Origin of the sequence: Arsenicicoccus sp. UBA7492, assembly GCF_002479615.1 — a bacterium.
Classification (GTDB): domain Bacteria; phylum Actinomycetota; class Actinomycetes; order Actinomycetales; family Dermatophilaceae; genus Arsenicicoccus; species Arsenicicoccus bolidensis.
In genome coordinates, this window is sequence record NZ_DLOE01000032.1 from 13,163 (window position 1) to 37,388 (window position 24,226).

Below are 24,226 nucleotides of genomic sequence, written 5' to 3' on the forward strand. Positions count from 1 at the left end.
GTCAGAGCGGCGTGACATAGGCGCCCGAGATGCCGCCGTCGACGAGGAACTGCGCCGCCGTGATGAACGACGACTCGTCGCTGGCCAGGAACACGACGGCGTTCGCGAGCTCCTCCGGCTCGGCGAACCGCCCCATCGGCACGTGGACGAGGCGGCGGGCGGCCCGCTCGGGGTCCGCGGCGAACAGCTCCTGCAGCAGCGGGGTGTTGACCGGGCCGGGGCACAGGGCGTTGACGCGCACCCCCTCGCGGGCGAACTGCACGCCGAGCTCGCGCGACATCGACAGCACCCCGCCCTTGCTGGCGGTGTAGGAGATCTGCGAGGTGGCGGCGCCCATGACGGCCACGAAAGACGCTGTGTTGATGATGGATCCGCGCTTCTGCTCGAGCATGTAGGGCAGGGCCGCCTTGCAGCACAGGTAGACGCTGGTGAGGTTGACCTCCTGCACCCTGCGCCAGGCCTCGAGGTCGGTCGTGAGGATCGAGTCGTCCTCCGGCGGGGAGATCCCGGCGTTGTTGAAGGCCACGTCCACCGAGCCGTAGGTGTCGAACGCGGCCTTGAACAGCGCGTCCACCTGCGCGGCGTCGGTCACGTCGCACTCGACGAAGAGCCCCTCGACCTCCTCGGCCACGCGCGGGCCGTTGGTCCGGTCGAGGTCGCCGATCACGACCCGGGCCCCCTCCTCGGCGAACCGTCGCACGGTCGCCAGGCCGATGCCGCTGCAGCCACCGGTGACCACGGCGACCTTTCCTTCGAGTCGAGCACCCATGGTGGGCAGTTCCTTTCGTCGTTCCGCAGGATGGCGGGTGGGAGCGAGCAGAGCAGAGCAGGCCGTATGCCGTGGCGGGCCGGCCTCACGCGTCGGCGATGAAGACGTTCTTGACGTCGGTGAACGAGTCCAGCGCGTCCGGGCCGAGCTCGCGGCCGAGACCGGAGCGCTTGAAGCCGCCGAACGGCGTCGAGTAGCGCACGCTGGCATGGGAGTTGACCGACAGGTTGCCGGCCTGGACGGCGCGGGACACGCGCAGCGCCCGGCCCACGTCCCTGGTCCAGATCGAGCCGGACAGGCCGTAGTGCGTGTCGTTGGCCATCCGGATCGCGTCGGCCTCGTCGTCGAAGGGCAGCACCGCCACGACGGGTCCGAAGATCTCGTCCTGCCAGACGGCGTCCTCGGTCGACCGGGGCAGCACCACGGTGGGGGCGTACCAGTGGCCACCGCCGTCGGGCCTCGATCCGCGGAACGCCACGTCGACGTCCGCGCCCTCGACGTAGGCCGCGACGCGGTCGCGGTGCTCGGCGCTGACGAGCGGTCCCATCTGGGTGGCCTCGTCGCCCGGGTCGGCCACGACGACGTCCTTGACCGCCGGCTCGAAGCGCTCCATGAACGCGTCGAGGACGCTGCGCTGCACCAGGATCCGGCTGCGGGCGCAGCAGTCCTGCCCGGCGTTGTCGAAGACGCCCATGGGGGCGCTGGCGGCGGCCTGGTCCAGGTCGGCGTCGGCGAAGACGACGTTGGCGGACTTGCCCCCGAGCTCGAGCGTGATGCGCTTGATCCGGTCGGCGGCGCCGCGCATGATCCGCTGCCCCACGGCGGTGGACCCGGTGAAGCACACCTTGGCGACGTCGTCGTGGGTGACGAACCGCTCCCCCACCACCGAGCCCTTGCCGGGCAGGATCGTGAGCACGTGCTCGGGCAGCCCTGCCTCCAGGGCGAGCTCGCCGATCCGGACGGCCGTGAGCGGCGTCAGCTCGGCGGGCTTGAGGACGACGGCGTTGCCGGCGGCGAGGGCCGGCGCGAACCCCCAGCCCGCGATGGGCATCGGGAAGTTCCACGGCACGATGACCCCGACCACGCCCAGCGGCTCCTTGAAGGTCACGTCCAGACCTCCGGCCACGGGAATCTGCCTGCCGCACAGGCGCTCCGGAGCGGCGGAGTAGTAGTGCAGGACGTCGCGGACGTTGCCGGCCTCCCACCGCGCGTTGCCGATCGTGTGCCCGGCGTTTGCGACCTCGAGCCGCGCGAGCTCCTCGACGTGCTCGTCCACCACGTCGGCGAACCTCCGCAGCAGCCGTCCGCGGTCGGCGGGAGCCAGTGCGGCCCAACGACGTTGGGCGACGACGGCCCGCGCGACGGCCTGGTCGGTCGCCTCCTCGTCGACCAGCTCGACGGTGCGCAGGGGCTCGCCGGTGGCGGGGTTGGTGATCTCGTGGGTCGTCACGTCACAGCCTCTCGAATCCGCGGATGCGTTCCCAGTCCGTCACGGCCGCGCCGAAGGCGGCCAGCTCGACGTCGGCGGCGTGGACGTAGTGGTCGACCACGTCGTCCCCGAGCAGCCGGCGGGCGTGCGGCGACGCGTCGAACCGGTCCCTGGCCTGCTGCAGCGTCGAGGGCACGTGCTCCGCGTCGGAGGTGTAGGCGTTGCCCTCGAGCGCCGGTGGCAGCTCGAGCTGCTCGCGGATGCCGTGCAACCCACCGGCCAGCATGGCGGCCGTGGCGAGGTAGGGGTTGACGTCACCGCCCGGCACGCGGTTCTCGACGCGGATGCCCGCGCCGTGACCCACCACACGCAGGGCGCAGGTGCGGTTGTCGGTGCCCCAGGCGATCGCGGTCGGCGCGAAGGACCCCTCGGCGAACCGCTTGTAGGAGTTGATGTTCGGTGCGTAGAGCACCGTCAGGTCGGCCATCGTGGCGAGGACTCCGGCCATGAAGTGCTCGAACACCTCGCTGCGCCCGCCGTCGCGTGACTCGTCGGCGAAGACGTTGCGTCCGTCCTCGTCCTGCAGGGACATGTGGATGTGGCAGGAGCTGCCCTCGCGCTCGTCATACTTGGCCATGAAGGTGAGCGACTGGCCGTGCCGGCCGGCGATCTCCTTGGCCGCGGTCTTGTAGACGGTGTGCGTGTCGCAGGTCCGGTGGACCTCCTCGTAGCGGAACACGATCTCGTGCTGCCCGAGGTTGCACTCCCCCTTGGCGCTCTCGACGATCGCCCCGCTGGCGTACATCGCGTTGCGGATGTCCCGCAGCAGCGGCTCGACCTTGGCTCCCCCGAGGATGGAGTAGTCCACGTTGTAGCGGTTGGCCGGCGTCAGCCCCTGGTAGCGCGCGTCCCAGGCCTGCTCGTAGGTGTCCTCGAAGACGATGAACTCCAGCTCGGTCCCAGCGAAGGACCGGTAGCCCAGCTCGGCGGCAGCGTCCTGCTGCCCGCGCAGCACCGTGCGGGGTGCCTGACGGACCAGCCCGGTGCCGTCAAGCCAGGACAGGTCGCACAGGATCGTCGCCGACCCCGGGCAGCCCGGTGTGCGTCGCAGGCTGGCGAGGTCGAGGTCGAACCTCATGTCCCCGTAGCCCTTCTCCCACGAGCTGATGGCATAGCCGTCGACGGTGTTCATCTCGACGTCCAGGGCGAGCAGGTAGTTGCACCCCTCGGTCCCGTCCTCGAGGACGTGGTCGAGGAAGAACTGCGGGTGCAGGCGCTTGCCCAGCAGCCTGCCCTGCATGTCGGGGAAGGCGACGACGATGGTGTCGACCGTGCCGTCCTCGCACTCCTGCCGCAGCTGCTCCAGGGTCAGGGTCGGTGCTCTCACGGGGTACCTCCGGGGTGCGTGGTCGGGTGGGCGAGCAGGCCGCGCAGGAGCGCCGCCGTCTTGTCGCAGTGCTCCTCGGCGAGCTCTCGGGCGTCCTCGGGCTCGCCGGACAGGATCGCGTCCACGACGGCCTCGTGGTCGGCGTTGGAGTGCTCGATGTTGCGTGGCAGGACCGGTATGGCGGCCAGGAGCTGGTGCAGCGCGGACTGCGACCGGCTGACCGCCTCCACGAGCGACGGGCTGCCCGAGAGGCCGGCGATCGCGAGGTGCAGCCGCGAGTCGGCCTGCCGGTGCTCGGCGGCGTCCCGGCGGCTGGCGTCGGACACGTCGCGCAGGCACTCCTTGAGCCAGCCGCGGTCGGTGGCGGGCAGGGCGCGGGACGCCGCGAGGTAGGCCGTGCCGGGCTCGACCACGCGGCGGAACCCGAGGACGTCCTCGAGCTCGGCCTCGGTCGTCGCGGCGGCGTCGCCCGTCTCCGCCTCGCGGGCGGCCCAGTCGTAGGTCACGAAGCTCCCGCCGGCGCGGCCGCGCCTCGTCTCGACCATCCCGAGGTCCCGCAGCGTGGCGATGGCCTCCCGCAGCGTCACCCGGGACACGCCGAGCCGGGTGGCGAGCTCCCGCTCGGGCGGCAGCTGGGAGCCGGTCGTCAGGACACCGAGGCGGACGGCGGTGGCGAGCTGCTCGAGGGTGGCCTCGTAGGCCTGTCCCTCGCGGACCGGACGCAGGACGACCTCGGGGACGAGGTCCTGGGCCGACATGCGCGCGGGCCGGGTCGCGGTCTGGGCCGGGTCGCGGACCTGGTCGGGCGTTGGGCTCATCGGAACAGGTCCGCGGGCTCGACGGTGTCGTGATGGCCGGGGTCCTCGACCATGAAGTGCTTGCGCCCGCCGAAGATCCAGGTCGCCCCGGCGAAGACGAGGACGACCGCGACGGCGACCGGCGCGTAGTTGAAGGTCTCGATCGTGACGGGCGCAGCCGGCGGCAGCATGAAGAGGACGACGATGAACCCCACCCACACCACCGCGATCCAGCCGATGGGGGCGCTCCAGCGGCCGAGGTTCCACCGGCCGGGGACGAAGTCCGGGTTGATGCGGCGCAGCAGGACGGGCGTGACGTAGGCGATGTAGAGGCCGATCACGGCGATGGACGTGACCGCGAGGTAGGCCGTCTGCGACACGAGCGAGGGGCTGGCGAGGACGATCGCGAGCACGGTCACCAGCCAGATCGAGTTGGTCGGCGTGCCGGTCCGCGGGTTGACCTTGGACCACCAGCGAGAGCCGGGCAGGGCGTTGTCGCGGCTGAAGGCGAAGGACATGCGCGAGGAGGAGGTCACGCACGCCATACCGCAGAAGAACTGCGCGACGGCGCAGATCAGCACGAGGGTCAGGCCGAGGCCCTGGCCGGTCGCATCGATGAAGATCTGGGCGGGTGGCAGGCCGATGTCGCTGGCCAGGGCCCCGTCGTAGTCCTGGATCGCCGAGGTCACCGCCAGCAGCAGGATCCAGCCCGCCACGAGCGACACGAGCACGGAGTTGACGATCCCCTTGGGCGCGTTGACCGACGCGTTGCGGGTCTCCTCCGCCACGTGCGCCGACGCGTCGAACCCGGTGAAGGTGTATTGGGCCATCAGCAGACCGATGAGGAAGACGTAGATGGAGCTCGTCCACCCGGTGTTGTTGACGAAGTGCGTCAGCGTCCAGCCGGGCGACTGGTGCCGGTCGGGGACGAGCGCGAGCACCACGACGATGACGGCCGCGCCCGCGAGGTGCCACCACGCCGAGACGGCGGACAGCAGCCGGACCAGGTTGACCCCGAAGGCGTTGAGCAGACCGTGCATCAGCAGGATGACGCAGAAGCACGCGAAGGTGGTCTGCGGGGTGACGTCGACGCCGATCGTCAGGTCCAGGAAGGCCATCCAGGTGGTCGCGGCGCCGAAGTCGACGGCGGCGGTCACGGCGACCTCGCCGAGGAAGTTGAACCAGCCCACGACCCAGGCCCACTCGCGCTTGTGCGAGCGCGCGAGCCGACCGGCCCAGAAGTAGAGGCCGCCGGCCGTCGGGTAGACCGAGCAGACCTCGGCCATGGCCAACGCGACGCACAGGACGAAGACGCCGACCAGCGGCCATCCCAGCGAGATCGCCGCGGGGCCACCGGCATTCATCGCGATGCCGTAGGACGTGATGCAGCCCGACAGGATCGAGATGATCGAGAAGGACACGGCGAAGTTGCTGAACCCGGACATGGTGCGGTTGAGCTCTTGCTTGTAGCCGAGCTCGGCGAGCTGCGCGGCGTCCTCGTGGCTGTAGTCCTGCTCGTCGGCGCGGGACAGGAACCGGCGTGGGCCCATGGGGCACCTCCTGGGTGCGGCCTCGCGCGCGGGCTGCACGAGGACGATCCAGCCAGTGAACCGTACGGGTGAAACCTTCGTCAATGGTCTGGTGTTAAACCTTTGTTACCAGACCGGCCACGCTGTCCCCGCCCCTGTCCTTGGCTCCGTCCTCGACCCTCTCCCCACCACGATCGTGAGGGGCTGCTCCACGAAAGGTGGACCAAACCCTCACGATCTGGGGATGTGGGCGGGTTGGTGGGTGGGACGTGGCGAGGTCAGACGAGCCGGGTCATCCAGCCGTGGGTGTCCTCGGCCCGGCCGTACTGGATGTCGAGGAGCTGGTTGCGGATCGACAGGGCGATCTTGTCGTCGGTGGCCTCGGTGCGGTGGTTGACCGAGCCGCCCTCCCAGCGCAGCTCGCCGACGGGGGTGATGACGGCGGCCGTGCCACAGGCGAAGACCTCGGCCAGCTCGCCGGACGCGGCGGCGTCCTTCCACTCCTGGATCGGGATGCGGCGCTCCTCGGGCGTGAGGCCCAGCTCACCGGCGATCTGCAGGATGGAGCTGCGGGTGACGCCCTCGAGGATCGAGCCGGTGAGCTCGGGGGTCACGAGGCGCCCGTCCTTGTAGACGAGGAAGAGGTTCATCCCGCCCAGCTCCTCGATGTGCTCGTGCGTCGCCGAGTCGAGGAACACCGCCTGGTCGCACCCGTTCTCGATGCCCTCGAGCTGGCCGGCGAGGCTGGAGGCGTAGTTGCCGCCGCACTTGGCGGCGCCGGTGCCGCCGGCGCCCGCGCGGGCGTAGTCGGTGGAGATCCACAACGTGACGGGCTCCAGCCCGCCGGAGAAGTACGCGCCGGCCGGGGAGGCGATCACGGCATACGTGACCTCCTTGGCCGGCCGCACGCCGAGGAAGGCCTCGGAGGCGAACATGAACGGCCGCAGGTAGAGCGAGGTCTCGCCGGCGCCGGCCGCGGGGACCCAGGCGTCGTCGGCGGCCACGAGGGCCTTGATCGACTCGAGGAAGTCCTCGGTGGCCAGCTCGGGCAGGGCGAGCCGACGCGCGCTGCGCTGCATCCGGGCGGCGTTGGCCTCCGGGCGGAAGCACCAGACCGATCCGTCGGCGTGACGGAAGGCCTTGAGCCCCTCGAACACCTCCTGCGCGTAGTGCAGGACGGCGGCGGCGGGGTCAAGCTGGAAGGGGCCGTAGGGGCGGATCGCGTCGCCGTGCCACCCGGCGTCGGCGGTCCACGTGGCGACGGCCATGTGGTCGGTGAAGGTCTTGCCGAAGCCGGGGTTGGCGAGGATCTGCTCGCGCTCGGCGTCGGGCACCGGGGTGGTGGTGCGCTCCAGCGGGAAGGACAGGGACGGCGTCGTCATGGGGTGCTCCTTGTCGCACGGGGTTTCGCCTCGAAGGCTACCGCGCCCTCCGGGGCCGGGATCGACCGCGGTTCGACACATCGGCCTGGCGTGCGAACCTGGGCGGACGTGACGACCTGAGGTAGGTCAGAGGCGGGCGGCGATGGCCTCGCCGACCTCCTGGGTGGACCGAGGGGTGGAGCGCTGGGCAGAGCCACGCTCCGTGAGGTCCGCCAGCACCGCGGCCTCGACGCGCTCGGCGGCCGGGACCAGGCCCACGTGCCGCAGCAGCAGCGCGACCGAGAGGATCGCGGCGGTGGGGTCGGCCTTGCCCTGGCCGGCGATGTCGGGCGCCGAGCCGTGCACGGGCTCGAACATCGAGGGGTTGGTGCGGGAGGGGTCGATGTTGCCGCTGGCCGCGAGCCCGATCCCGCCGGACACCGCCGCCGCGAGGTCGGTCAGGATGTCGCCGAAGAGGTTGTCCGTCACGATGACGTCGAAACGCGCGGGGTCGGTGGTCAGGAAGATCGTGGCCGCGTCGACGTGCAGGTAGTCCACCGACACCTCGGGGAACTCCGGCGCCACCGCCTCGACGGTCCGGCGCCAGAGGTGACCGGCGTGGACGAGCACGTTGTGCTTGTGGACGAGCGTGAGCTTCTTGCGGGGGCGGGCCTGCGCCCGGGCGAAGGCGTCGCGCACGACCCGCTCCACGCCGAAGGCCGTGTTGACGCTGACCTCGGTGGCGATCTCGTGCGGCGTGCCGATGCGCAGGGCGCCGCCGTTGCCGACGTACGGCCCCTCGGTCCCCTCGCGCACCACGACGAAGTCGAAACCGTCAGGAGCGACGCGGGCCAGGTCGAGCGGGCTCTGCGCCCCGGGATAGAGCGTCGAGGGTCGCAGGTTGACGCAGTGGTCCAGGGCGAAGCGCAGCGGCAGCAGCACGCCTCGCTCGAGCACGCCGGACGGCACGCTGGGGTCACCGATGGCGCCGAGCAGGATCGCGCCGTGGCCGCGCAGCGCGTCCAGGTCGGCGTCGGTGAGCGTCTCGCCGGTCGCGTGCCAGCGCTTCGCCCCCAGGTCGTAGTCGGTCGTGCGCACCTCGACCCCGTCGGCCTCGGTCACGGCCCGCAGCACGCGCAGGCCCTCGGCGACGACCTCGGGGCCGATGCCGTCACCCCCGACGACGGCGAGGTCGAGGCTGGTGGGCGCGGTCGCGGGCTGGCTCGTCATACGCCCGAGGCTAGGGATCCATCTCAACCCGCAAAACGTCGTCTCACGATCTGACGACCGGCGACGGGCGCGGCCACCGTGGCGGTCCTCAGCGCGCGACCTCGCGGTGGGTCGGGTCGACCCGGCGGGTCCACCCGCGCGCGTCCAGGTGCTCCAGCAGAGGTATGACGACCCGCCGCGTCGTGCCGAGGGCCTGTCGCGCGGCGCTGGTGGTGAACGGCTGCTCCAGGGCCGACAGCTCGCGCATCGCGAGGGCGGGACCGCGGGGCAGCAGGACGATGTCGTCGACCAGCCGCACGAGGCGACCCGCGGCCTCCGCGGCGGCCAGCTCGCGAGCGCCGAGACCCCACAGGTCGAGCTGGCCGCGCTCCGGGGCGGCGAAGGGGTTGGCGGCGAGCTGCTGCTCGAGCGCCTGCAGCCCCGCCTCGGCGGCCCCCAGGCTGGGGCGCACCCCGGGCCGGGAGACCTTGCCCTGCCCGACCTCCAGGCCGGCGTCGCGGGCGACGGGGGTCACCGTGGCCACGTCGGGCATCCCGGCGATGCGGCGCGCCTCCTCGAGGCGGAGCCAGGGATCCATGGGGACGTCCTGGATGCGCCGGTCCACGGCCATGAGCAGCTCGGACCGCCACTGCTGCCAGGCGGACTCGGCGACGAGCCACTCCCCGACGTGGCGCACGCCCGGGACGTCCGCGAGCAGGTCCTGGGGCCGGACGCCGAGGACGGCGAGGTCGCGCGGGCGCATGGCCCCGCGACGCTCCACCTCCCGGGCGACATCGACCCTCGTCGACCTCTGGGAGCTCTGTGATCCCGGGGAGCTCTGTGATCCCGGGGAGCACTGTGAGCCCAGCGAGCCCTGGCCGCCCGACGACCCCGCACAGGCCGACGCCGTCGCGGGGTCCAGCACGTCGGAGGACGCCACCTCGGCGAGCGCACCCGCGCGCCGGGCCGCGGCGCCCCGGCGCTGCAGCTCGGGCGGGTCGACGTCGAGGACGGTCGCGCCGGCCAGCACGGCCCGTCGCCCCGGGTCCCGCAGGATGAACCGGTCGCCCGCCTGCAGCGGGAGCGGCTCGGGGGTCCGCAGCCGGACGAACTGCTCGCCGAGGGGCCGGACCCGCGCGGTCCAGGAGCCCGAGCCGATGTGGACGGTCAGCTCGCCGGGCAGGTCGGCGGCCACGCAGCCGTGCAGGGCCGCATCGACCTCGCGGGTCCAGTGCCAGGCGTGCGGCGTCACGAGCACGTCGCCGCGGCCCACCTCGTCGGCCGGGGTGGAGCGCAGGTTGACCGCGACCCGCGCGCGCGCCGGGACGGCGTCGTAGTCCTGCCCGAGCGACTGCAGACCGCGCACCCGCACGGGGCGACGGCCGAGCTCGAGGGCGTCACCGACGCACAACGACCCCTCGCCCAGCGTGCCGGTGACCACCGTCCCCGCGCCGGGGATCGTGAACGACCGATCGATCCACAGCCGCACCCGGGCGCCGTGGTCGGGCTCGGGCAACCGCGCCACGAGCCGCCGCAGGGCGGAACGGAGCTCGTCGATGCCCTCGCCGGTCTCGGCGGACACCGCCAGCGCCTCGCACTCCCCCAGGCTGGACCGGGCCACGCGCTCGCGGGCCTGCGCGAGGGCCGGGGCGGGGTCGGCGAGATCGCTGCGGGTCACCACGAGGACCCCGTGGCGCAGCCCGAGCGCGTCGACGGCCTCGAGGTGCTCCTCGCTCTGCTCGCGCCAGCCCTCGTCGGCCGCGACCACGACGAGCACGGCGGGAGCCGGTCCGAGGCCGGCGAGCATGTTGCCGATGAAGCGCTCGTGCCCGGGCACGTCGACGAACGCGACGCGCTCCCCCGAGTCGAGGGCCGTCCAGGCGAATCCGAGGTCGATCGTCATGCCCCGGCGTCGCTCCTCGGCCCAGCGGTCGGGCTCCATGCCCGTGAGGCGCCGCACGAGCCGGGACTTGCCGTGGTCGACGTGGCCGGCGGTGGCGACGATGTGCATCATGCGCCGCTCGCCCCCTCGGGCTCGGCCAGCTGCCCCCGCACCGCGAGCACCGCCTCCACCACGTCGTCGAGCCGGGCCGGAGGCAGGCAGCGCACGTCGAGCAGCGTGCGTCCACCCTCGACCCGCGCGACCACGGCGGGCGACCCCAGGCGCAGGCGCTCGGCATACGGCTCGGGCAGGGCGATCGCCCATCCGGGCAGGTCCAGCCCGGGTGCCGATCCCCCGCCGACCCGCCCCACGGAGGGGACGACCGCAGCTCCCAGGCGACGGCCGAGCCCCTCCGCTCGATCGCGGAGCAGGTCTGACGACGCGTGGACGGCCTCGTGGGTGGGGTTCGTCGCCGAGCCGAGGGTGGCGGCCAGCGCGGCCAGGGTGAGCTTGTCGGCTCGCAACGCTCGCTGCAGCGGGTGGCGACGCACGCGTTCGACGACGTCGGCCGCCCCGAGGACGATCCCGGCCTGGGGGCCGCCGAGGAGCTTGTCGCCGCTGCAGGTCACCAGGGTGGCGCCGGCAGCGAGGGTCGTGGCGGCGTCGGGCTCGCCGGGCAGCACGGGGTCGGGCCGCAGGAGGCCGCTGCCGATGTCCACCACGAGCGGCAGCTCCCGCTCGCGGGACAGCCCGGCGAGCTCGGCCACCGTCGCCTCGCTGGTGAAGCCCTCGACCCGGAAGTTGCTGGGGTGCACCTTGAGGATCGCTGCCGTCCGCTCCGTCACCGCGTCGGTGTAGTCCGCGAGCCGCGTGCGGTTGGTGGTCCCCACCTCCCGCAGGCGCACGCCGGTCGACTCGATGAGGTCGGGCAGCCGGAAGCCGTCGCCGATCTCGACCATCTCGCCCCGGCTGACGAGCACCTCGCGGCCCTGGGCGAGGGAGGTGAGCACGAGGCTCAGGGCGGCGGCGCCGTTGTTGACCACCAGGGCACCACCTGCGGCGGGCACCGCTCGGGCGAGGGCGTCGAGGGTGCGCCGGCCACGTCGTGCCCGCACCCCGGTCGCGAGGTCGAGCTCGACGTCCGTGCACCCGGCCGAGGCGACGAGCGCCTCCACCGCCGCGGGGGCCAGCTGGGCCCGGCCGAGGTTGGTGTGCAGGACGACCCCGGTCGCGTTGAGGACCTCGGTATGCCGGGAGCGCCGCCGCAGCTCGTCGGCGACCGACGTCACGAGGAGCTCCGGCGGGAGGTCACCGCGTCGCACCTGCTCCTGACCCTCGCGGACCGCCTCGCGGACGCGGTCCCGCCCGACGGTGGACTGCAGGTCGGCGAGGAGCGGATCGGCCAGCACCGCATCGGTCCTCGGAACCCGTCGGCGCGGGTCGGTGGTCGGCATGGCTCGACCCTATGCCGCCCGCGCCCCGGGTGGAATGCCGCTCGCGCCCCCCGGCGGAGGTGCTGGTGGCGACCAGCACGGTCCGGGCGCCTCGGTGCCGGAAGGCCGGCGACGGCCCGCCCGAACGGGTGATGGTCCGCCATATGGTGACGCGAAACTACTCTCCGCAATCAGAATCAACCGGGTCAGCAGGTCCGACAGCCCGGAGGGACGGATGGTCACGCGCACGTCACCCCCGTCCCAGCGCGGCGCCGCGCCCCGCCCGATCACCGCCGCGCTCCGCCCCCTCTCCTCGCGCGCTGATGCACGGCTCGTCGCCCCCGTCGTGGCACTGCTGCTCTGCGCCGCGACGGTCGCCGGCTGCTCCTCGCCCGCTGGTCCGGCCACCTCGACCGGCGGCACGGCCGCCTCCGCCTCCGTCGTACCTGCCCAGGCGGCCCGCGCCTCCGCCGGCCGCCAGCCCACCAGGGTGTCCCCGAGCGCCACGATCACGGCCCCCGCCGCCCCTCGTCCGCCGACCCTCCCGCGGCCGACGCCCCTGCACTCACCGCCCCGGCCGCCCGCGCCGCTGCCGGCCATCCCGGCCCGTGCATCCGTGGCGGGATGGTCCTGCGACCAGGTCGTCCGCGCCGTCAACGGCACGTCCGCCCGGTGCGCCGACGCCGGCGACCCGTCGCTGCGTGCCCAGACCGTGGGCGACGGCGAGTCGACCGTCGGCCTGACGGACGAGCAGCAGGTCGTCCACGTGCAGCCTGGCCTGGGCAGCACCGACACCTACCTCGTCGCGATGCACGAGCGCGGCCACCAGGAGCTCCGTCAGCGGTGCGACACCTGGGTCTGCGGCGACGCGCTGGCCCGGGCGACCGGGAGCAGCCGAGGCGCGTGGAGCTCCGGGCCCTACTTCGCCCGCGTCGTCGAGGCCGGCGCCTCCACCTGGGCCCGCTGCCACGGCGGCGACAACCCGCGCTACGGCTACCGGCTCAGCTGCGAGGACCTCGAGGCCGCGTTCGCGGCCGAGGCGCGGGCCCGGGAGGACCAGCGTCGCGAGCAGGCCGAGTACGACGCCGCCTGGGCCCGCTACCGCGAGGCGTACGAGCAGTACCGACGTGACTACGACGCCTACGCGGCACAGCCGTGACCTGAACGCGCGTAGACCATTACATGACATTCCGTCACTAATACTCACTCTTAGTGATTTTTGGGCCGACCGCACCAGCGGCACCAAGGGCACCTGGGCCCGCTACTCCTGGAACGGCTCTCGCTGGATCCGCGTCAACGCCAACGCTGCGGCGGTCTTCGGCCGCGGCGGTGTCGTCCCGAGCGCGCAGCGCCGCCAGGGCACCAGCACGACCCCCGCCGGCACCTTCTCGCTGGTGCATGCGTTCGGCGTCGGCAACCCCGGCACCCGCATGCCCTATCGCCGCGTCACGCGCTGCAGCTGGTGGATCCAGCACCCCGGCCAACGCGACTACAACCGCTGGCGCGAGTCCTGCTCGGTGCCCGCCTCCGTGGCGCGCTCGTCCGAGCGGCTGCAGTCCTACGTCGACAGCGGGCTCTACCGCCAGGCCGTCGTGATCCGCTACAACTACACGACGCCCAACCGGTCCGGAGCCCACTCCGGGGCCGGGATCTTCCTGCACTACGCGCGGTCCTACACCGGCGGCTGCGTCGGCATCGACAGCATGTCCGAGCTCACCGCCACCGTGCGGTGGCTGGACCCGGCCCGCAAGCCGGTCATCGTCGTCAAGGCCTGACGGGGCTGACCCGAGAGCAGTCTGGCGGAGGCGGACGGGAATCGAACCCGCCTGCGACGGATACCGCCGCACACCGGTTTTGAAGACCGGGAGGACCACCAGGCACCTGTACGCCTCCGCCGCAGATCGTACCCGCCGACAGCGTGCCGCAGACGCGCCCCCGGAGGTAACGTCGAGGCATGGCACCGAGCAAGGACGATCGCAAGGACGACCCCGGCCCCAGCGTCAAGGACAAGGAGCTCTACGAGGCGCTCCGCGACGAGGGCAACAGCAAGGAGAAGTCGGCGCGCATCGCCAACGCCGCTGCGGCGCAAGGCCGCTCCACGGTCGGCGAGCGTGGCGGCGAGCACGGCAGCTATGACGACTGGACCAAGGACGAGCTGCTGGACCGGGCCGGGGAGATCGGCATCGAGGGTCGGTCCTCGATGAGCAAGGACGAGCTGATCGAGGCGCTTCGCGACCACTGAGCCGGGGTCGTGGCCGCTCGACCTAAGGTGGCCGTATGACGACCCCCTCCTCCATCCGGCTGACGCAGACCGCCCACGGGGGCGGCTGCGCCTGCAAGATCCCGCCCGGCGAGCTCGAGGAGATCGTCAGCGGTCTCGTGGGCGTGGACAGTCCCGACCTGCTGGTCGGCCTCGACGACGGTGACGACGCGGCGGTCGTCCGCATCGGCCCCGACCAGGCCGTCGTCGTGACCACGGACTTCTTCACACCCGTCGTCGACGACGCCTACGACTGGGGACGGATCGCCGCGGCCAACGCGCTGTCGGACGTCTACGCCATGGGCGGGCGCCCGATCGTGGCCGTCAACCTCGTCGGCTGGCCGCGCGAGGTGCTGCCCGCCGAGCTGCTGCGCGAGGTCCTGCGCGGCGGTCTCGACATCGCGCGCGAGGCGGCCTGCCCCGTCGGTGGTGGGCACTCGATCGACGACCCGGAGCCCAAGTACGGCCTCGCCGTCACCGGCCTGGTCGACCCCGATCGGCTGCTGCGCAACGACCGGGCCCGCGCCGGGCTGCCGATCAGCCTGACCAAGCCCCTCGGTGTCGGCGTCCTCAACAACCGCCACAAGTCCACCGGCGAGGTCTTTCCCCAGGCCATCGCGTCCATGACCGCCCTCAACGCGGACGCGGGACGGGCCGCCGTCGAGAGCGGCGCCGAGGCTGCCACGGACGTCACGGGATTCGGGCTGCTCGGTCACCTGCACAAGATGATGCGCGCCTCGGGGGTGTCGGCCGTGCTGGACGCCGCGGCCGTCCCCTACCTCGAGGGCGCGCGCGAGGCGCTGCGCGACGGCTACGTCAGTGGAGGGACGCGCCGCAACCTCGACTGGGTGCGACCGCACCTGGAGGCGTCCGTCGACGAGGACGAGCTGCTGCTGCTCGCCGACGCCCAGACCAGCGGCGGCCTGCTGGTCGTGGGCGAGGTGCCGGGCGCCCCGGTGATCGGCGAGGTCGTGGCGCGCGGCGAGCACACCATCAGCGTGCGATGACCGAGCCGCTCGGCGTCGACGCCCGGCTCGCGCGCGCCCGGGAGGGGTGGACGCGGCTGACGCCGCAGGAGGCGTATGCCGCCCAGCGGGCCGGCGCGATCCTCGTGGACACCCGCACCGCGCAGCAGCGGGCCGAGACCATCGAGATCCCCGGCGCGCTCGTGATCGACCGGACCGTGCTGGAGTGGCGCCTCGACCCGACGTTCGCGTGGCGGATCCCCGAGGCCACCGGCTGGGACCTCACCTACGTGCTCCTGTGCCGCCAGGGCTACAGCTCGAGCCTCGCCGCCCGGTCGCTGCGAGACCTGGGGCTGCGCAACGCGACCGACGTCGTGGGCGGCGTCGAGGCCTGGGTCGCCGCAGGGCTGCCCACCACGACCGAGCCGGGCGACGTGCGCCGCTGACGGACCGGGAACCGGGATGGGTCAGGCATGCCCTGTCGTCGAGCCATGTGGTGACCGAGCGGCCTCCGGCCGCGGGGCCTACCGGCGGCGGGGCGCCTTGGTGATCAACGGGATCGCCGCGCCCACGAGCGCGATGACGCCGAGCGTGGTGAAGGCCAACGTGTAGTTCTTGTCGTCGCCGATGAGCGCCGTCGCGAGCAGCGGACCGGCCACGCCGCCGATGCTCCAGCCGAGGAGCATGAGGCCGTAGATGCCACCGGCGTTCTTGACACCGAAGAAGCGCCCGGCCGTCGACGGCATCGTGCCGAAGCCACCGCCGTAGCAGGTGTAGATGATCGCCGCGAGCACGGCGAACATCGCTGCGTTGCCGACGTGCGGCAGCGCGATCAGCGCCAGGCCCTGCAGGCCGAGGATGCCGACGAAGGCCGTCATCTTGCCGATCTTGTCGGACAGCGACGCCCACAGGATGCGGCCGGCCCCGTTGAACAGCCCCATGATGCCGACGAGGGCGCCCGCACCTGCCGCGGAGTAGCCCGCGATGTCGGTGGCGCTGCCCGCGGCGACCGAGATCAAGGAGATGCCCGCGGTGACGCTGATGGTGAGGATCAGGGTGAGGAGGTACCACTGCGGCGTGCGCAGCGCCTCCTGCTGGGTGAAGTCGGCACCCGGGCTCGCCTGGACGGTGGCCGGGCCGGTCGAGCCCTTGGCGGGAGCCCCGCCGACCGAGTAGCCCTGCGGCGGGTTGCGGAACACCGAGGCGCCGAGGACGCCGGCGATCAGGTAGGCGATGCCGAGCCACAGGAAGGGTGACGTCGGGTGCGCCGGGTCCTTTGCGATGAGGGAGGTCGCGAGCGGTGCGGTGATGACCGCGCCGAAGCCGAAGCCGCCGACCGCGAGGCCCGTGATCAGCCCGGCCTTGTCGGGAAACCACTTCTGCAGCATGGCGATCGGGACGATGTAGGCCATGCCCAGGCCGAAGCCGGACAGGACGCCGTAGCCGAGGACGAGCAGCCACAGCTGACCCTCGCCGCGGGCGAACGAGCTGAGGATGATGCCGATCGAGTAGATGACGACGCCGGTCAGGGCCACGGTGCGCGGGCCCTTGCGGTCCTGGATGCGCCCACCGATGAAGGAGCCGACGAAGATCATGCCGATCGCGACCTCGAACGGGATCGCGGCCTGGGTCTTGGTCAGCTGCAGGAGCGACGAGTCCGACTGCAGGGCCTTGCCGAAGACGCTCCACGCGTAGACGGCACCGATGGCCATCTGCACGAGGACGCCGCCGAGCAGCAGGAGCCAGCGGTTGGGAGTGGCGGTGGGTGCGGAGGCCGCCTGCCGGGTGGTCGAGCTCATCGTGGGTTCCTGTCGGTCGAGCGGTGTCGTATGCCGTGCAGAGGGGTCACCCCAGGGTGCGCTCGCCGCGGTCGAGGCGGGCGCGCTGCGGGACGACGGTGTACTTGGGGTCCTTGGCCGAGGCGATCCCGGCGCGGAAGATGGCGAACCTGGTGCAGATCGACCCCGCCACCAGGGCGGCCCCGGCGACGACCGCGGCGGGCTTGCTGCGCCGCCCGGCTACGAGGGACACGGCGGCACCACCGAGGGTCAGCGCCTTGCTCGCGGTCCACCAACGGCCCGCCTCCCCCTCGTGCAGCAGCTCGGCGCTGATGCCCATCGAGTGCTCCATGACCTGGGCGGAGCCGAGCTCCCACAGGGCACCGCCGACCGCGAGACGCCCGGCGGGCCAGGCCTGCTCGTGGGGTGCGGCGATCATCGCCATACCGGCAGCGGACGCCGCCGCCGACCCGGCGAAGACCATCGGCAGCTCCTTGTAGGCGCTGTGCCAGGCCGGGGTCGCGGTGTTGCCGAGCAGCACCGCGGTGTAGGCCGCGAGGGGCGGGGAGAAGAAAGCCGCACCCAGGCCGGCCGGACGGCCGGCCCACCCGAGGAGCCGGGCGACAGGCTTGAGCGACTGGGGCAGGGCCTCCTCGACCGGGCGGGCGAGCTCGGCGACGGCGGCGACCCCGGCCAGCGGGCCGTAGCCCGCGAGGATCCACGAACCCACGCTCATCGGCGAGGTCAGCTTGACCACCCGCAGCATGTTGATGAACCGCTCGGGGCGGCCGAGGTCCGCGATCAGGAAGTAGGTCGCCAGCCCGATCGACCCCAGGGCGGTCCACCGGGCCTGGCGTCGCAGACCGGGCAGGTCCGCCAGGTCGGCGCCAGCCGCGAGCAGGGACGACCCGGCGGCCAGTCCGCCGACGAACAGGTAGGCCGGGATCTCGTCCGACCAGGGGGCGGGCTTGACGATGGGACGGCCGTAGTAGGAGGTGAACTCCGCCTCCGGGACCATGGACTCCTCGCCACGCCCGTTGCCGGCGAACCGGCGCACGCCGAACAACCCTGAACCGCGTCGCTTGCGGCCTCCGCCGCGACGGGGCTCGTCGGGCCACAGGCCCTCGCGCGTCTCTTGCTGGGCGGGGTTGGTCATCGACGGCCTCCGAGGAAGGACAGGGCGACCCCGACGAGCAGGGTCAGTCCCCCGACGCCGCCCTTGCGGAAGATGTCGGCGAGGTCCTTGGTCGTCACGACCGGGTCCGGCGGCAGGCCGTAGACCTCGGGCTCGTCGAGGAGCAGGAACATCGCGCCGGTGCCGCCGACGCCGTCGTGCGGGTCGTCGCCGTACATCCGCGCCGAGGTGTAGCCCTGCTCGTGCAGCGTCTCCACCCGCGCCCGGCCCCGCTCGCGCAGCTCCGCGACGTCACCGAACTGGATGGACTCGGTCGGGCAGGCCTGTGCGCACGCGGGCGTCTGGCCGGCCCCGATCCGGTCGTAGCACAGGGTGCACTTCTGAGCCACGCCGGCGTTGGTGACCTCACCCTTGCTGCCGGGGCGACGCTCGATCACGCCGAACGGGCAAGCAGCGACGCAGTAGCCGCAGCCGTTGCAGATCTCGTCCTGCACGACCACGGTCCCGAACTCCGTGCGGAACAACGAGCCCGTCGGGCAGACGTCCAGGCAGCCCGCGTGGGTGCAGTGCTTGCACACGTCCGAGCTCATCAGCCAGCGGAAGTCCGGCTTGCCGTCGGCGGCGGGTGCCGCGTCGAGCGCCGCGGGAAGCGCCTCGTCGTCCGGCCGCAGGCCCGGCATACCGAGGTCGACCGGTTGACGACCCAGCACGGTGTCGTCACCGCGCCCCGGCTGCTCGATGAACTTGACCTGGCGCCAGGTGCTGGCGCCGAGGCTCTTGGAGTTGTCGAAGGACGACCCGAGCAGGTCCAGACCGTCCTCGGGGAGCATGTTCCACTCCTTGCACGCGACCTCACAGGCCTTGCAGCCGATGCAGACCGACGTGTCGGTGAGGAAGCCCTTGCGGTCCGGGGCGTCCTGCCAGCCGGCGTCGGGCGCCGGGTCCAGGGGGCCGAACAGGGAGTTGGGCATCAGCGGTCACCGTCCTTGTCGTCGGGTCCGACCTCGGTGGCACCCTTGACGTCGGCGCCGCTGTCGTCATGCTCCTTGACCTTGGCCTCGCGCTCCTGCTCCACGTGGTCCACGTCCGCCCCGGAGCGCAGCTCGTTGCCGGTCTCCTCGGTGACGCCGGAGCGCCGCCGGTAGGAGTCGACGAGCTCCAAGAGCTCAGGGCCTCGAGGACGCCGGCCGGGACGGATGTCGCAGGCGCCGACCTTGGACTCCTGGATCAGGACGTTGGGGTCGAGCGTGACGCCCATCAGGTCGTTGGTGGAGTCGCCGCTGACGATCGCACCGGTGCCACCCGTCGCCCAGTGGTAGGGCAGGCCGATCTGGTGGAAGGTGCGGCCGTCGATGGCGAGGGGCTTCATGCGCGAGGTCACCAGCACCCGCGCCTCGATGGCCGACCGGGGCGACACGAGCGTCGCCCAGCCCAGGTGCTCGAGACCCCGCTCGGCCGCCAGCTCGGGCGACACCTCGCAGAACATCTCGGGCTGGAGCTCGGCGAGGTAGGGCAGCCAGCGGCTCATGCCACCCGCCGTGTGGTGCTCGGTCAGGCGGTAGGTCGTGAAGATGAACGGGTAGACCTCGGGGTGCTCCCGGGCCACCTCGTCCTCGGGCGGACGCCCGCCAGACGGGGCGGTGAGGTTGTCCGGCCGCTCGTAGACCTTGCGGGTCGGGCTCGCCTGCTGGCTGTAGAAGGGGTTGCGGACGCGTCCCTCCTGCGGCTCGTAGTGCGAGGGCAGCGGCCCGTCGAGCAGGCCCTTGGGGGCGAACAGCCAGCCCTTGCCGTCCGCCTGCATGATGAACGGGTCGTCGCCGGCGATCGCGGCCGGACCCTTGGCGCCCTCGGGCGGGCGGTAGGCCGGGTCGCGGTCGGCCGGGAAGTCCGGCACGTCGGGGCCGGCCCAGCGGCCCGCCTCCGCGTCCCACCACAGGTGCTTCTTGCGCTCCGACCAGGGCTTGCCCTCGGGGTCGGCCGAGGCACGGTTGTAGAGGATGCGCCGGTTGGCCGGCCAGCACCACCCCCACTCGAGGGCGGTCTGGTCCTGCTCGAACCGCGGCTTGCGCCGGTTGGCCTGGTTGACGCCGTCCTTGAACACGCCGGTGTAGATCCAGCACCCGCCCTCGGTGGAGCCGTCGGCCTTCATCTCGGTGAACAGCGGCAGGGGCTGGCCTGCCTTGTCCCCCGTGAGGTAGCGGCCGTTGATCTCCATCAGCACGGCCTCGCCGTCGACCTCGCCGTGCTCGTTGAGGGGGTAGTCCCAGGTGAGGTCGAGCAGCGGACGGTCGCGCTCGTCGGTGGACGCCGCGAGGCGCGCGCGCATGCGCACGCCGACCTCATGGATGAAGTCCAGCTCGCTCTGCGCATCGCCCGGTGGCAGCACCGCCTGCTCGCGCCACTGGAGCATGCGTTGGGTCTGCGTGAACGTGCCGGCCTTCTCGACGTGCGAGGCGGCCGGGAAGAAGAACACCTCGGTCCCGATCGTCTCGGGGCTGCGCTCCCCCGACTCGATCTCGGGCGAGTCCTGCCAGAAGGTCGCCGACTCGATCAGCCGCAGGTCGCGCACGACGAGCCACTTGAGGTGGGCCAGGCCGTCGCGCTGCAGCCGGCCGTGCGCCGAGGCGACGGCGGGGTTCTGCCCGAGCAGGAAGTAGCCCTCGACCTTGCCGTCGATCATGTCCATGGTCGTGCGGTAGGTCCCGTGGTCGCCCGTCAGGCGTGGCAGGTAGTCGTAGCACCAGTCGTTGGCGGCCGTCGCCTTGTCGCCCCACCACGCCTTGAGCAGGCTCACGGTGTAGCTGTCGGCCTCGGTCCAGAAGCCCTTCTGGTCGTCGGTGGAGATGGTGCCGAGATAGTCCTCGAGCGAGTCGTGGACCCCGGCCTTGGGCATCGGGAGATAGCCCGGCAGCAGGTTGAACAGCGTCGGTATGTCGGTCGAGCCCTGGATCGAGGCGTGGCCGCGCAGCGCCATGACGCCGCCGCCGGGACGGCCGACGTTGCCCAGCAGCAGCTGGATGATGCAGGCGGTGCGGATGTACTGCGCACCCACCGAGTGCTGGGTCCAGCCGACCGCGTAGCAGAACGCCGTCGTGCGCTCGCGACCCGAGTTGCGGGTCATCGCCTGGGCGACGAAGTCGAAGTCCTCCCGGGAGATGCCGCAGGTCTGCTCGACCACCTCGGGGGTGTAGCGGGCGTAGTGCCGCTTGAGCACCTGGAACACGCAGCGCGGGTCCTGCATGGTGTCGTCGCGGCGCACCCGGTTGGCCCCGGGCAGCGTCGGCCCGCCTGAACCGTGCTCGTCACCGGCGGCCCGCTCCTGCTTGGACGCCTGGGACTCCTCGGTGCCGTCGTCGGTCTCGGCATACATCCAGGTGTCGTTGTCATAGCTCGCGGTGTCCGGGTCGTAGCCGGAGAACACGCCGTCGAGCTCGTCGACGTCCTGGAAGTCGTCGCGGAGGATGACCGGCCCGTTGGTGTAGGCGCGGACGTACTCCTCGAAGTGCAGGTCGTTGGACAGGATGTAGTTGATGATCGCGCCGAGGAAGACGATGTCGCTGCCCGCGCGGATGCCGACGTGCCGGTGCGCCAGCGCGGAGGTGCGGCTGAACCGGGGGTCGACGTGGATCACCGTGGCACCGCGACGCTTGGCCTCCACAACGTACTGGAAGGCCACCGGGTGGGCCTCCGCCATGTTGGAGCCCTGGATCACGATGCAGTCGGAGTTGGCGAGGTCCTGCACGAAGTTCGTGGCGCCGCCACGACCGAACGAGGCTCCCAGACTGGGAACCGTGGCGCTGTGTCAAATACGAGCCTGGTTCTCGATCTGGATCGCGCCCATGGCCGTGAACAGCTTCTTGATGAGGTAGTTCTCCTCGTTGTCGAGGGTCGCTCCTCCGAGGGCGGCGATGCCCATGGTGCGCCGCAGCGGGCGCCCGTCGTCGTCGTGGTCCTGCCAGGTGCGACGGCGCGTGTCGAGGATGCGGTCGACGACCATGTCGACGGCCTTGTCGCGCTCGATCGGCTCCCACTCCGTGGCGTACGGGCGACGGTAGAGCATCGTCGTCTGACGGTTCGGGGAGTTGACGAGCTGCTCGCTGGCCGAGCCCTTGGGGCACAGCTTGCCCCGCGAGACCGGCGAGTCGGGGTTGCCCTCGATCTGGACGACCCGGCCGTCCTTGACGAAGACCTTCTGCGCGCACCCGACGGCGCAGTAGGGACACACGCTGTGGGCGACCGAGTCGGCCGTGACGGTGCGCGGCTGCAACGCCGCGGTCCGCGCCGACCGTGCGGCAGATCCGCGGCCGAGCGGGTCACCGCCGGTGATCTGGCGCACCACCGGCCACGACAGGAAGGTCTTCTTGACGTCCATGGGATCTCCTTCGACACGGTCACCCTACGACGGAAACGGGCATCCCGCAGTGATGCCTCGGGGAAGGTCCGCTGGCATGCTGGGGCGATGCCCCGTGGACGCCGGATGTTCCTCGCCGTGACCCCGCCCGAGGAGGTGCTCGTCGACCTCGAGACCTTCCTCGAGCCCCGCGTGGACGCCGACCCCGACCTGCGGTGGGCGCGGCCCGAGCAGTGGCACCTGACGCTGGCGTTCCTGCCGTCCGTCTCCCCGCTGTCGCTGGAGCGGCTCGAGGAGCGGCTGGACGAGCTGAGCCTGCAGACAGAGCCGTTCGACCTGCGGCTGACCGGCGGCGGGGCCTTCCCCGGCACCGCCGACGCGCGGGTCCTGTGGCTGGGCGTCGACGACCCCCTCGAAGGCCTGGACCCCCTGGCGCGGCGCTGCCGCTCGTCCGCCAACGCCGCGGGGACGCAGGTCGAGGGCGGCCCCTTCCGCGCCCACCTCACCTTGGCCCGGCTGGGGATGGCGCGTGACGTCCGCCGGTGGCTGCAGGTCCTCGACACGTATGCCGGGCCGACGTGGACCGTGGACACCGTCTCGCTGGTCGAGTCGCACCTCGGGCAGGGTCCCGGCGGACGCCCTCGCTACGTCGAGCACGGGTCCTTTCCCTTCGCCTGACGCAGGACCCCGCTCCCGAGGCTCCCCCGCCGAGTGGTCACTTCCCCACACCTCGTGGGGGCTTCTCGATGGGGTTAAGTCGGCTGGACCGTGATGGAGTGGGCCGTATGACGACCTCCTGGCAGCCTCTGGCCGACCGCGTCCTGTCGGCGCTGCGCGAACAGGTCGGCGACGACCTGCTCGGCGTCTACGTCCACGGCTCCGCGGCGCTCGGCGGGTTCGTCCCGGGGCACAGCGACCTGGACGTGCTGGCGGTCGTGAGCGACGTCGAGAGCGGCGCGACCGACGAGCGCGACTGGACGGCCGTCGGGGCCGCCGTCTCGACCGTCGGTGACGAACGGATGCCGTTGGAGCTCAGCGTGATCCACCGCTCGTTGGCCGAGTCACCGCACGGTCCGTGGGAGTTCGCGGTGCACGTGACGGTCTCCGGTGGGGCGCATCGCGACTCGCGGGTCGTGCTCGACCGTGGCGACGGCGACCCCGACCTGCTACTCCACCTCGCCGTGGCGCGTGCCGCCGGCATCGCCCTGCACGGCCCGGCTCCCGTGGAGCTGATCGGCGAGGTCGACCCGGACGAGGTGCTGGCCCAGCTCGTCGACGAGCTGACCTGGGGCGTGGAGAACGCCGACGAGGCCTATGCCGTCCTCAACGCCTGTCGGGCGCTGAGGTTCGCCGAGACCGGCGAGCTGGTCAGCAAGCTCGACGGCGGCGAATGGCTGCTGCAGCAGCGCCCCGAGCACGAGGTCGTCGTGCGGCGGGCGCTCGACGCTCAGCGGGCGGGCACCCGGCTCGAGGGCACGACCATGGCCGGTCGCGCCCTCGTGCAGGACGTCCTCGACGACCTCCTCTGGGCCTGACCTACCTCAGGCAGTCACACCCGCCTGCCTTCGCACGCCAGGTCGATGTGACCGGCCCGGGCTGATGTGCCCGAGTCGGGCTGATGTGCCCCGCCCCGGCTCATGCACCCCGGCCTGGCGGGATCCTGGGTCGCGGGCCCGGGTCGCCTTGGTGGCGCCGTGCAACGTCCGTATGACGTCCCAGCCGTCGTGGTCGCCTGCAGCAGGGCCCCGACGCCACAGCGCGCCACCCGCGCGAGACGCCGGGCGGTTCGGCATACGACCGAGGGCGCCCCACCCGCGATGGGTGAAGCGCCCTCGGCAAGGCGGAGAACAGAGGGAGCGGAATTGAGCTGCTCCGGATCCCGCAGATCCGCCTAGGTTCGACACATCGGCCTGGCGTGCGCGTTGGCTGCCAGCCTCGTCT

General features: G+C 72.3%; 20 protein-coding genes and 1 tRNA gene. 7 read left to right on the forward strand and 14 right to left on the reverse strand.

Annotated features, from left to right (window positions below; translation table 11 throughout):
* Nucleotide 1 precedes the first annotated feature (1 nt).
* The 9 genes from B4E97_RS09480 to selA all read right to left on the reverse strand — a co-directional run bounded on the left by B4E97_RS09480 (nt 2) and on the right by selA (nt 11,817).
* Entirely contained in the window at nt 2-769 is a 768-nt protein-coding gene (locus B4E97_RS09480; RefSeq protein WP_286959654.1) for a 3-oxoacyl-ACP reductase, read from the reverse strand.
* Between the two features lie 85 nt (nt 770-854).
* Complete coding sequence (locus B4E97_RS09485) at nt 855-2,219, reverse strand: aldehyde dehydrogenase family protein (protein ID WP_239265013.1); 1,365 nt, start codon at nt 2,217-2,219, stop codon at nt 855-857.
* A 1-nt stretch (nt 2,220) separates the two neighbouring features.
* Nucleotides 2,221-3,585 (reverse strand): glutamine synthetase family protein, encoded by a 1,365-nt coding sequence (locus B4E97_RS09490; protein WP_239265015.1) that lies wholly within the window; start codon nt 3,583-3,585, stop codon nt 2,221-2,223.
* Entirely contained in the window at nt 3,582-4,403 is an 822-nt protein-coding gene (locus B4E97_RS09495; RefSeq protein WP_286956421.1) for a FadR/GntR family transcriptional regulator, read from the reverse strand. Before B4E97_RS09495 ends, B4E97_RS09490 begins: the two co-directional genes overlap by 4 nt.
* Complete coding sequence (locus B4E97_RS09500; RefSeq protein WP_239265019.1) at nt 4,400-5,932, reverse strand: amino acid permease; 1,533 nt, start codon at nt 5,930-5,932, stop codon at nt 4,400-4,402. Before B4E97_RS09500 ends, B4E97_RS09495 begins: the two co-directional genes overlap by 4 nt.
* Before the next feature lie 257 nt (nt 5,933-6,189).
* On the reverse strand, nt 6,190-7,293 hold the full coding sequence (locus B4E97_RS09505; protein ID WP_286956414.1) for a branched-chain amino acid aminotransferase: 1,104 nt from the start codon (nt 7,291-7,293) through the stop codon (nt 6,190-6,192).
* A 126-nt stretch (nt 7,294-7,419) separates the two neighbouring features.
* Nucleotides 7,420-8,502, reverse strand: a complete 1,083-nt coding sequence (locus B4E97_RS09510) for a 3-isopropylmalate dehydrogenase (RefSeq protein ID WP_286959655.1) — start codon at nt 8,500-8,502, stop codon at nt 7,420-7,422.
* A gap of 88 nt (nt 8,503-8,590) precedes the next feature.
* Nucleotides 8,591-10,495 carry a selenocysteine-specific translation elongation factor gene (gene selB / locus B4E97_RS09515; protein ID WP_313715645.1) on the reverse strand — a complete coding sequence of 635 codons (1,905 nt, stop codon included), beginning with the start codon at nt 10,493-10,495 and terminating at the stop codon, nt 8,591-8,593.
* Nucleotides 10,492-11,817: an L-seryl-tRNA(Sec) selenium transferase gene (gene selA / locus B4E97_RS09520; RefSeq protein WP_286959657.1), complete on the reverse strand. Its 1,326-nt coding sequence runs from the start codon at nt 11,815-11,817 to the stop codon at nt 10,492-10,494. The genes selB and selA overlap by 4 nt, the downstream gene beginning before the upstream one ends.
* A gap of 214 nt (nt 11,818-12,031) precedes the next feature.
* Between selA and B4E97_RS09525 the strand changes: the two genes are divergently transcribed.
* Both B4E97_RS09525 and B4E97_RS09530 read left to right on the forward strand, forming a co-directional pair.
* On the forward strand, nt 12,032-12,955 hold the full coding sequence (locus B4E97_RS09525) for a hypothetical protein (protein WP_286959658.1): 924 nt from the start codon (nt 12,032-12,034) through the stop codon (nt 12,953-12,955).
* A complete protein-coding gene (locus tag B4E97_RS09530) occupies nt 12,924-13,571 on the forward strand; it encodes a hypothetical protein (protein ID WP_286959660.1) in 648 nt (215 codons plus the stop codon). Before B4E97_RS09525 ends, B4E97_RS09530 begins: the two co-directional genes overlap by 32 nt.
* A 22-nt stretch (nt 13,572-13,593) precedes the next feature.
* On the opposite strand, the gene B4E97_RS09535 is transcribed toward B4E97_RS09530, so the two are convergent.
* Nucleotides 13,594-13,689, reverse strand: a tRNA-Sec gene (locus B4E97_RS09535).
* A 61-nt stretch (nt 13,690-13,750) separates the two neighbouring features.
* Here B4E97_RS09535 and B4E97_RS09540 point away from each other — a divergent pair.
* From B4E97_RS09540 to B4E97_RS09550, 3 genes are read left to right on the forward strand one after another with little or no spacing between them, the layout of a single operon-like run.
* Nucleotides 13,751-14,038 carry a DUF7218 family protein gene (locus tag B4E97_RS09540; RefSeq protein WP_286959661.1) on the forward strand — a complete coding sequence of 96 codons (288 nt, stop codon included), beginning with the start codon at nt 13,751-13,753 and terminating at the stop codon, nt 14,036-14,038.
* A gap of 35 nt (nt 14,039-14,073) precedes the next feature.
* Nucleotides 14,074-15,063 (forward strand): selenide, water dikinase SelD, encoded by a 990-nt coding sequence (selD, locus tag B4E97_RS09545; protein WP_286959662.1) that lies wholly within the window; start codon nt 14,074-14,076, stop codon nt 15,061-15,063.
* Nucleotides 15,060-15,467, forward strand: a complete 408-nt coding sequence (locus B4E97_RS09550) for a rhodanese-like domain-containing protein (RefSeq protein WP_239265958.1) — start codon at nt 15,060-15,062, stop codon at nt 15,465-15,467. The genes selD and B4E97_RS09550 overlap by 4 nt, the downstream gene beginning before the upstream one ends.
* Before the next feature lie 78 nt (nt 15,468-15,545).
* Here B4E97_RS09550 and B4E97_RS09555 read toward each other — a convergent pair whose 3' ends face one another.
* The 4 genes from B4E97_RS09555 to fdh are packed head-to-tail and all read right to left on the reverse strand — an operon-like array spanning nt 15,546 to nt 22,306.
* Nucleotides 15,546-16,820, reverse strand: coding sequence for an L-lactate MFS transporter (locus B4E97_RS09555; protein WP_286959663.1), 1,275 nt, complete (start codon nt 16,818-16,820; stop codon nt 15,546-15,548).
* A gap of 46 nt (nt 16,821-16,866) precedes the next feature.
* Complete coding sequence (gene nrfD, locus B4E97_RS09560; protein WP_029212211.1) at nt 16,867-17,955, reverse strand: NrfD/PsrC family molybdoenzyme membrane anchor subunit; 1,089 nt, start codon at nt 17,953-17,955, stop codon at nt 16,867-16,869.
* Complete coding sequence (locus B4E97_RS09565) at nt 17,952-18,905, reverse strand: 4Fe-4S dicluster domain-containing protein (RefSeq protein WP_019287835.1); 954 nt, start codon at nt 18,903-18,905, stop codon at nt 17,952-17,954. The genes nrfD and B4E97_RS09565 overlap by 4 nt, the downstream gene beginning before the upstream one ends.
* Nucleotides 18,905-22,306, reverse strand: coding sequence for a formate dehydrogenase (gene fdh, locus B4E97_RS09570; protein ID WP_286956370.1), 3,402 nt, complete (start codon nt 22,304-22,306; stop codon nt 18,905-18,907). The genes B4E97_RS09565 and fdh overlap by 1 nt, the downstream gene beginning before the upstream one ends.
* Nucleotides 22,307-22,393: 87 nt before the next feature.
* On the opposite strand from fdh, the gene thpR reads away from it, so the two are divergent.
* Both thpR and B4E97_RS09580 read left to right on the forward strand, forming a co-directional pair.
* Nucleotides 22,394-22,963 carry an RNA 2',3'-cyclic phosphodiesterase gene (gene thpR, locus B4E97_RS09575; protein WP_286959664.1) on the forward strand — a complete coding sequence of 190 codons (570 nt, stop codon included), beginning with the start codon at nt 22,394-22,396 and terminating at the stop codon, nt 22,961-22,963.
* Nucleotides 22,964-23,070: 107 nt separating this feature from the next.
* Nucleotides 23,071-23,820: an aminoglycoside adenylyltransferase domain-containing protein gene (locus B4E97_RS09580; protein WP_286956365.1), complete on the forward strand. Its 750-nt coding sequence runs from the start codon at nt 23,071-23,073 to the stop codon at nt 23,818-23,820.
* Nucleotides 23,821-24,226: the final 406 nt, after the last annotated feature.

Coding starts and splice junctions, on each gene's coding strand:
- B4E97_RS09480 (WP_286959654.1), bottom strand. CDS start 769: ATGGGTGCTCGACTCGAAGGAAAGGTCGCCGTGGTCACCGGTGGCTGC.
- B4E97_RS09495 (WP_286956421.1), bottom strand. CDS start 4,403: ATGAGCCCAACGCCCGACCAGGTCCGCGACCCGGCCCAGACCGCGACC.
- B4E97_RS09500 (WP_239265019.1), bottom strand. CDS start 5,932: ATGGGCCCACGCCGGTTCCTGTCCCGCGCCGACGAGCAGGACTACAGC.
- B4E97_RS09505 (WP_286956414.1), bottom strand. CDS start 7,293: ATGACGACGCCGTCCCTGTCCTTCCCGCTGGAGCGCACCACCACCCCG.
- B4E97_RS09510 (WP_286959655.1), bottom strand. CDS start 8,502: ATGACGAGCCAGCCCGCGACCGCGCCCACCAGCCTCGACCTCGCCGTC.
- selB (WP_313715645.1), bottom strand. CDS start 10,495: ATGATGCACATCGTCGCCACCGCCGGCCACGTCGACCACGGCAAGTCC.
- selA (WP_286959657.1), bottom strand. CDS start 11,817: ATGCCGACCACCGACCCGCGCCGACGGGTTCCGAGGACCGATGCGGTG.
- B4E97_RS09525 (WP_286959658.1), top strand. CDS start 12,032: ATGGTCACGCGCACGTCACCCCCGTCCCAGCGCGGCGCCGCGCCCCGC.
- B4E97_RS09540 (WP_286959661.1), top strand. CDS start 13,751: ATGGCACCGAGCAAGGACGATCGCAAGGACGACCCCGGCCCCAGCGTC.
- selD (WP_286959662.1), top strand. CDS start 14,074: ATGACGACCCCCTCCTCCATCCGGCTGACGCAGACCGCCCACGGGGGC.
- B4E97_RS09550 (WP_239265958.1), top strand. CDS start 15,060: ATGACCGAGCCGCTCGGCGTCGACGCCCGGCTCGCGCGCGCCCGGGAG.
- B4E97_RS09555 (WP_286959663.1), bottom strand. CDS start 16,820: ATGAGCTCGACCACCCGGCAGGCGGCCTCCGCACCCACCGCCACTCCC.
- nrfD (WP_029212211.1), bottom strand. CDS start 17,955: ATGACCAACCCCGCCCAGCAAGAGACGCGCGAGGGCCTGTGGCCCGAC.
- B4E97_RS09565 (WP_019287835.1), bottom strand. CDS start 18,905: ATGCCCAACTCCCTGTTCGGCCCCCTGGACCCGGCGCCCGACGCCGGC.
- thpR (WP_286959664.1), top strand. CDS start 22,394: ATGCCCCGTGGACGCCGGATGTTCCTCGCCGTGACCCCGCCCGAGGAG.
- B4E97_RS09580 (WP_286956365.1), top strand. CDS start 23,071: ATGACGACCTCCTGGCAGCCTCTGGCCGACCGCGTCCTGTCGGCGCTG.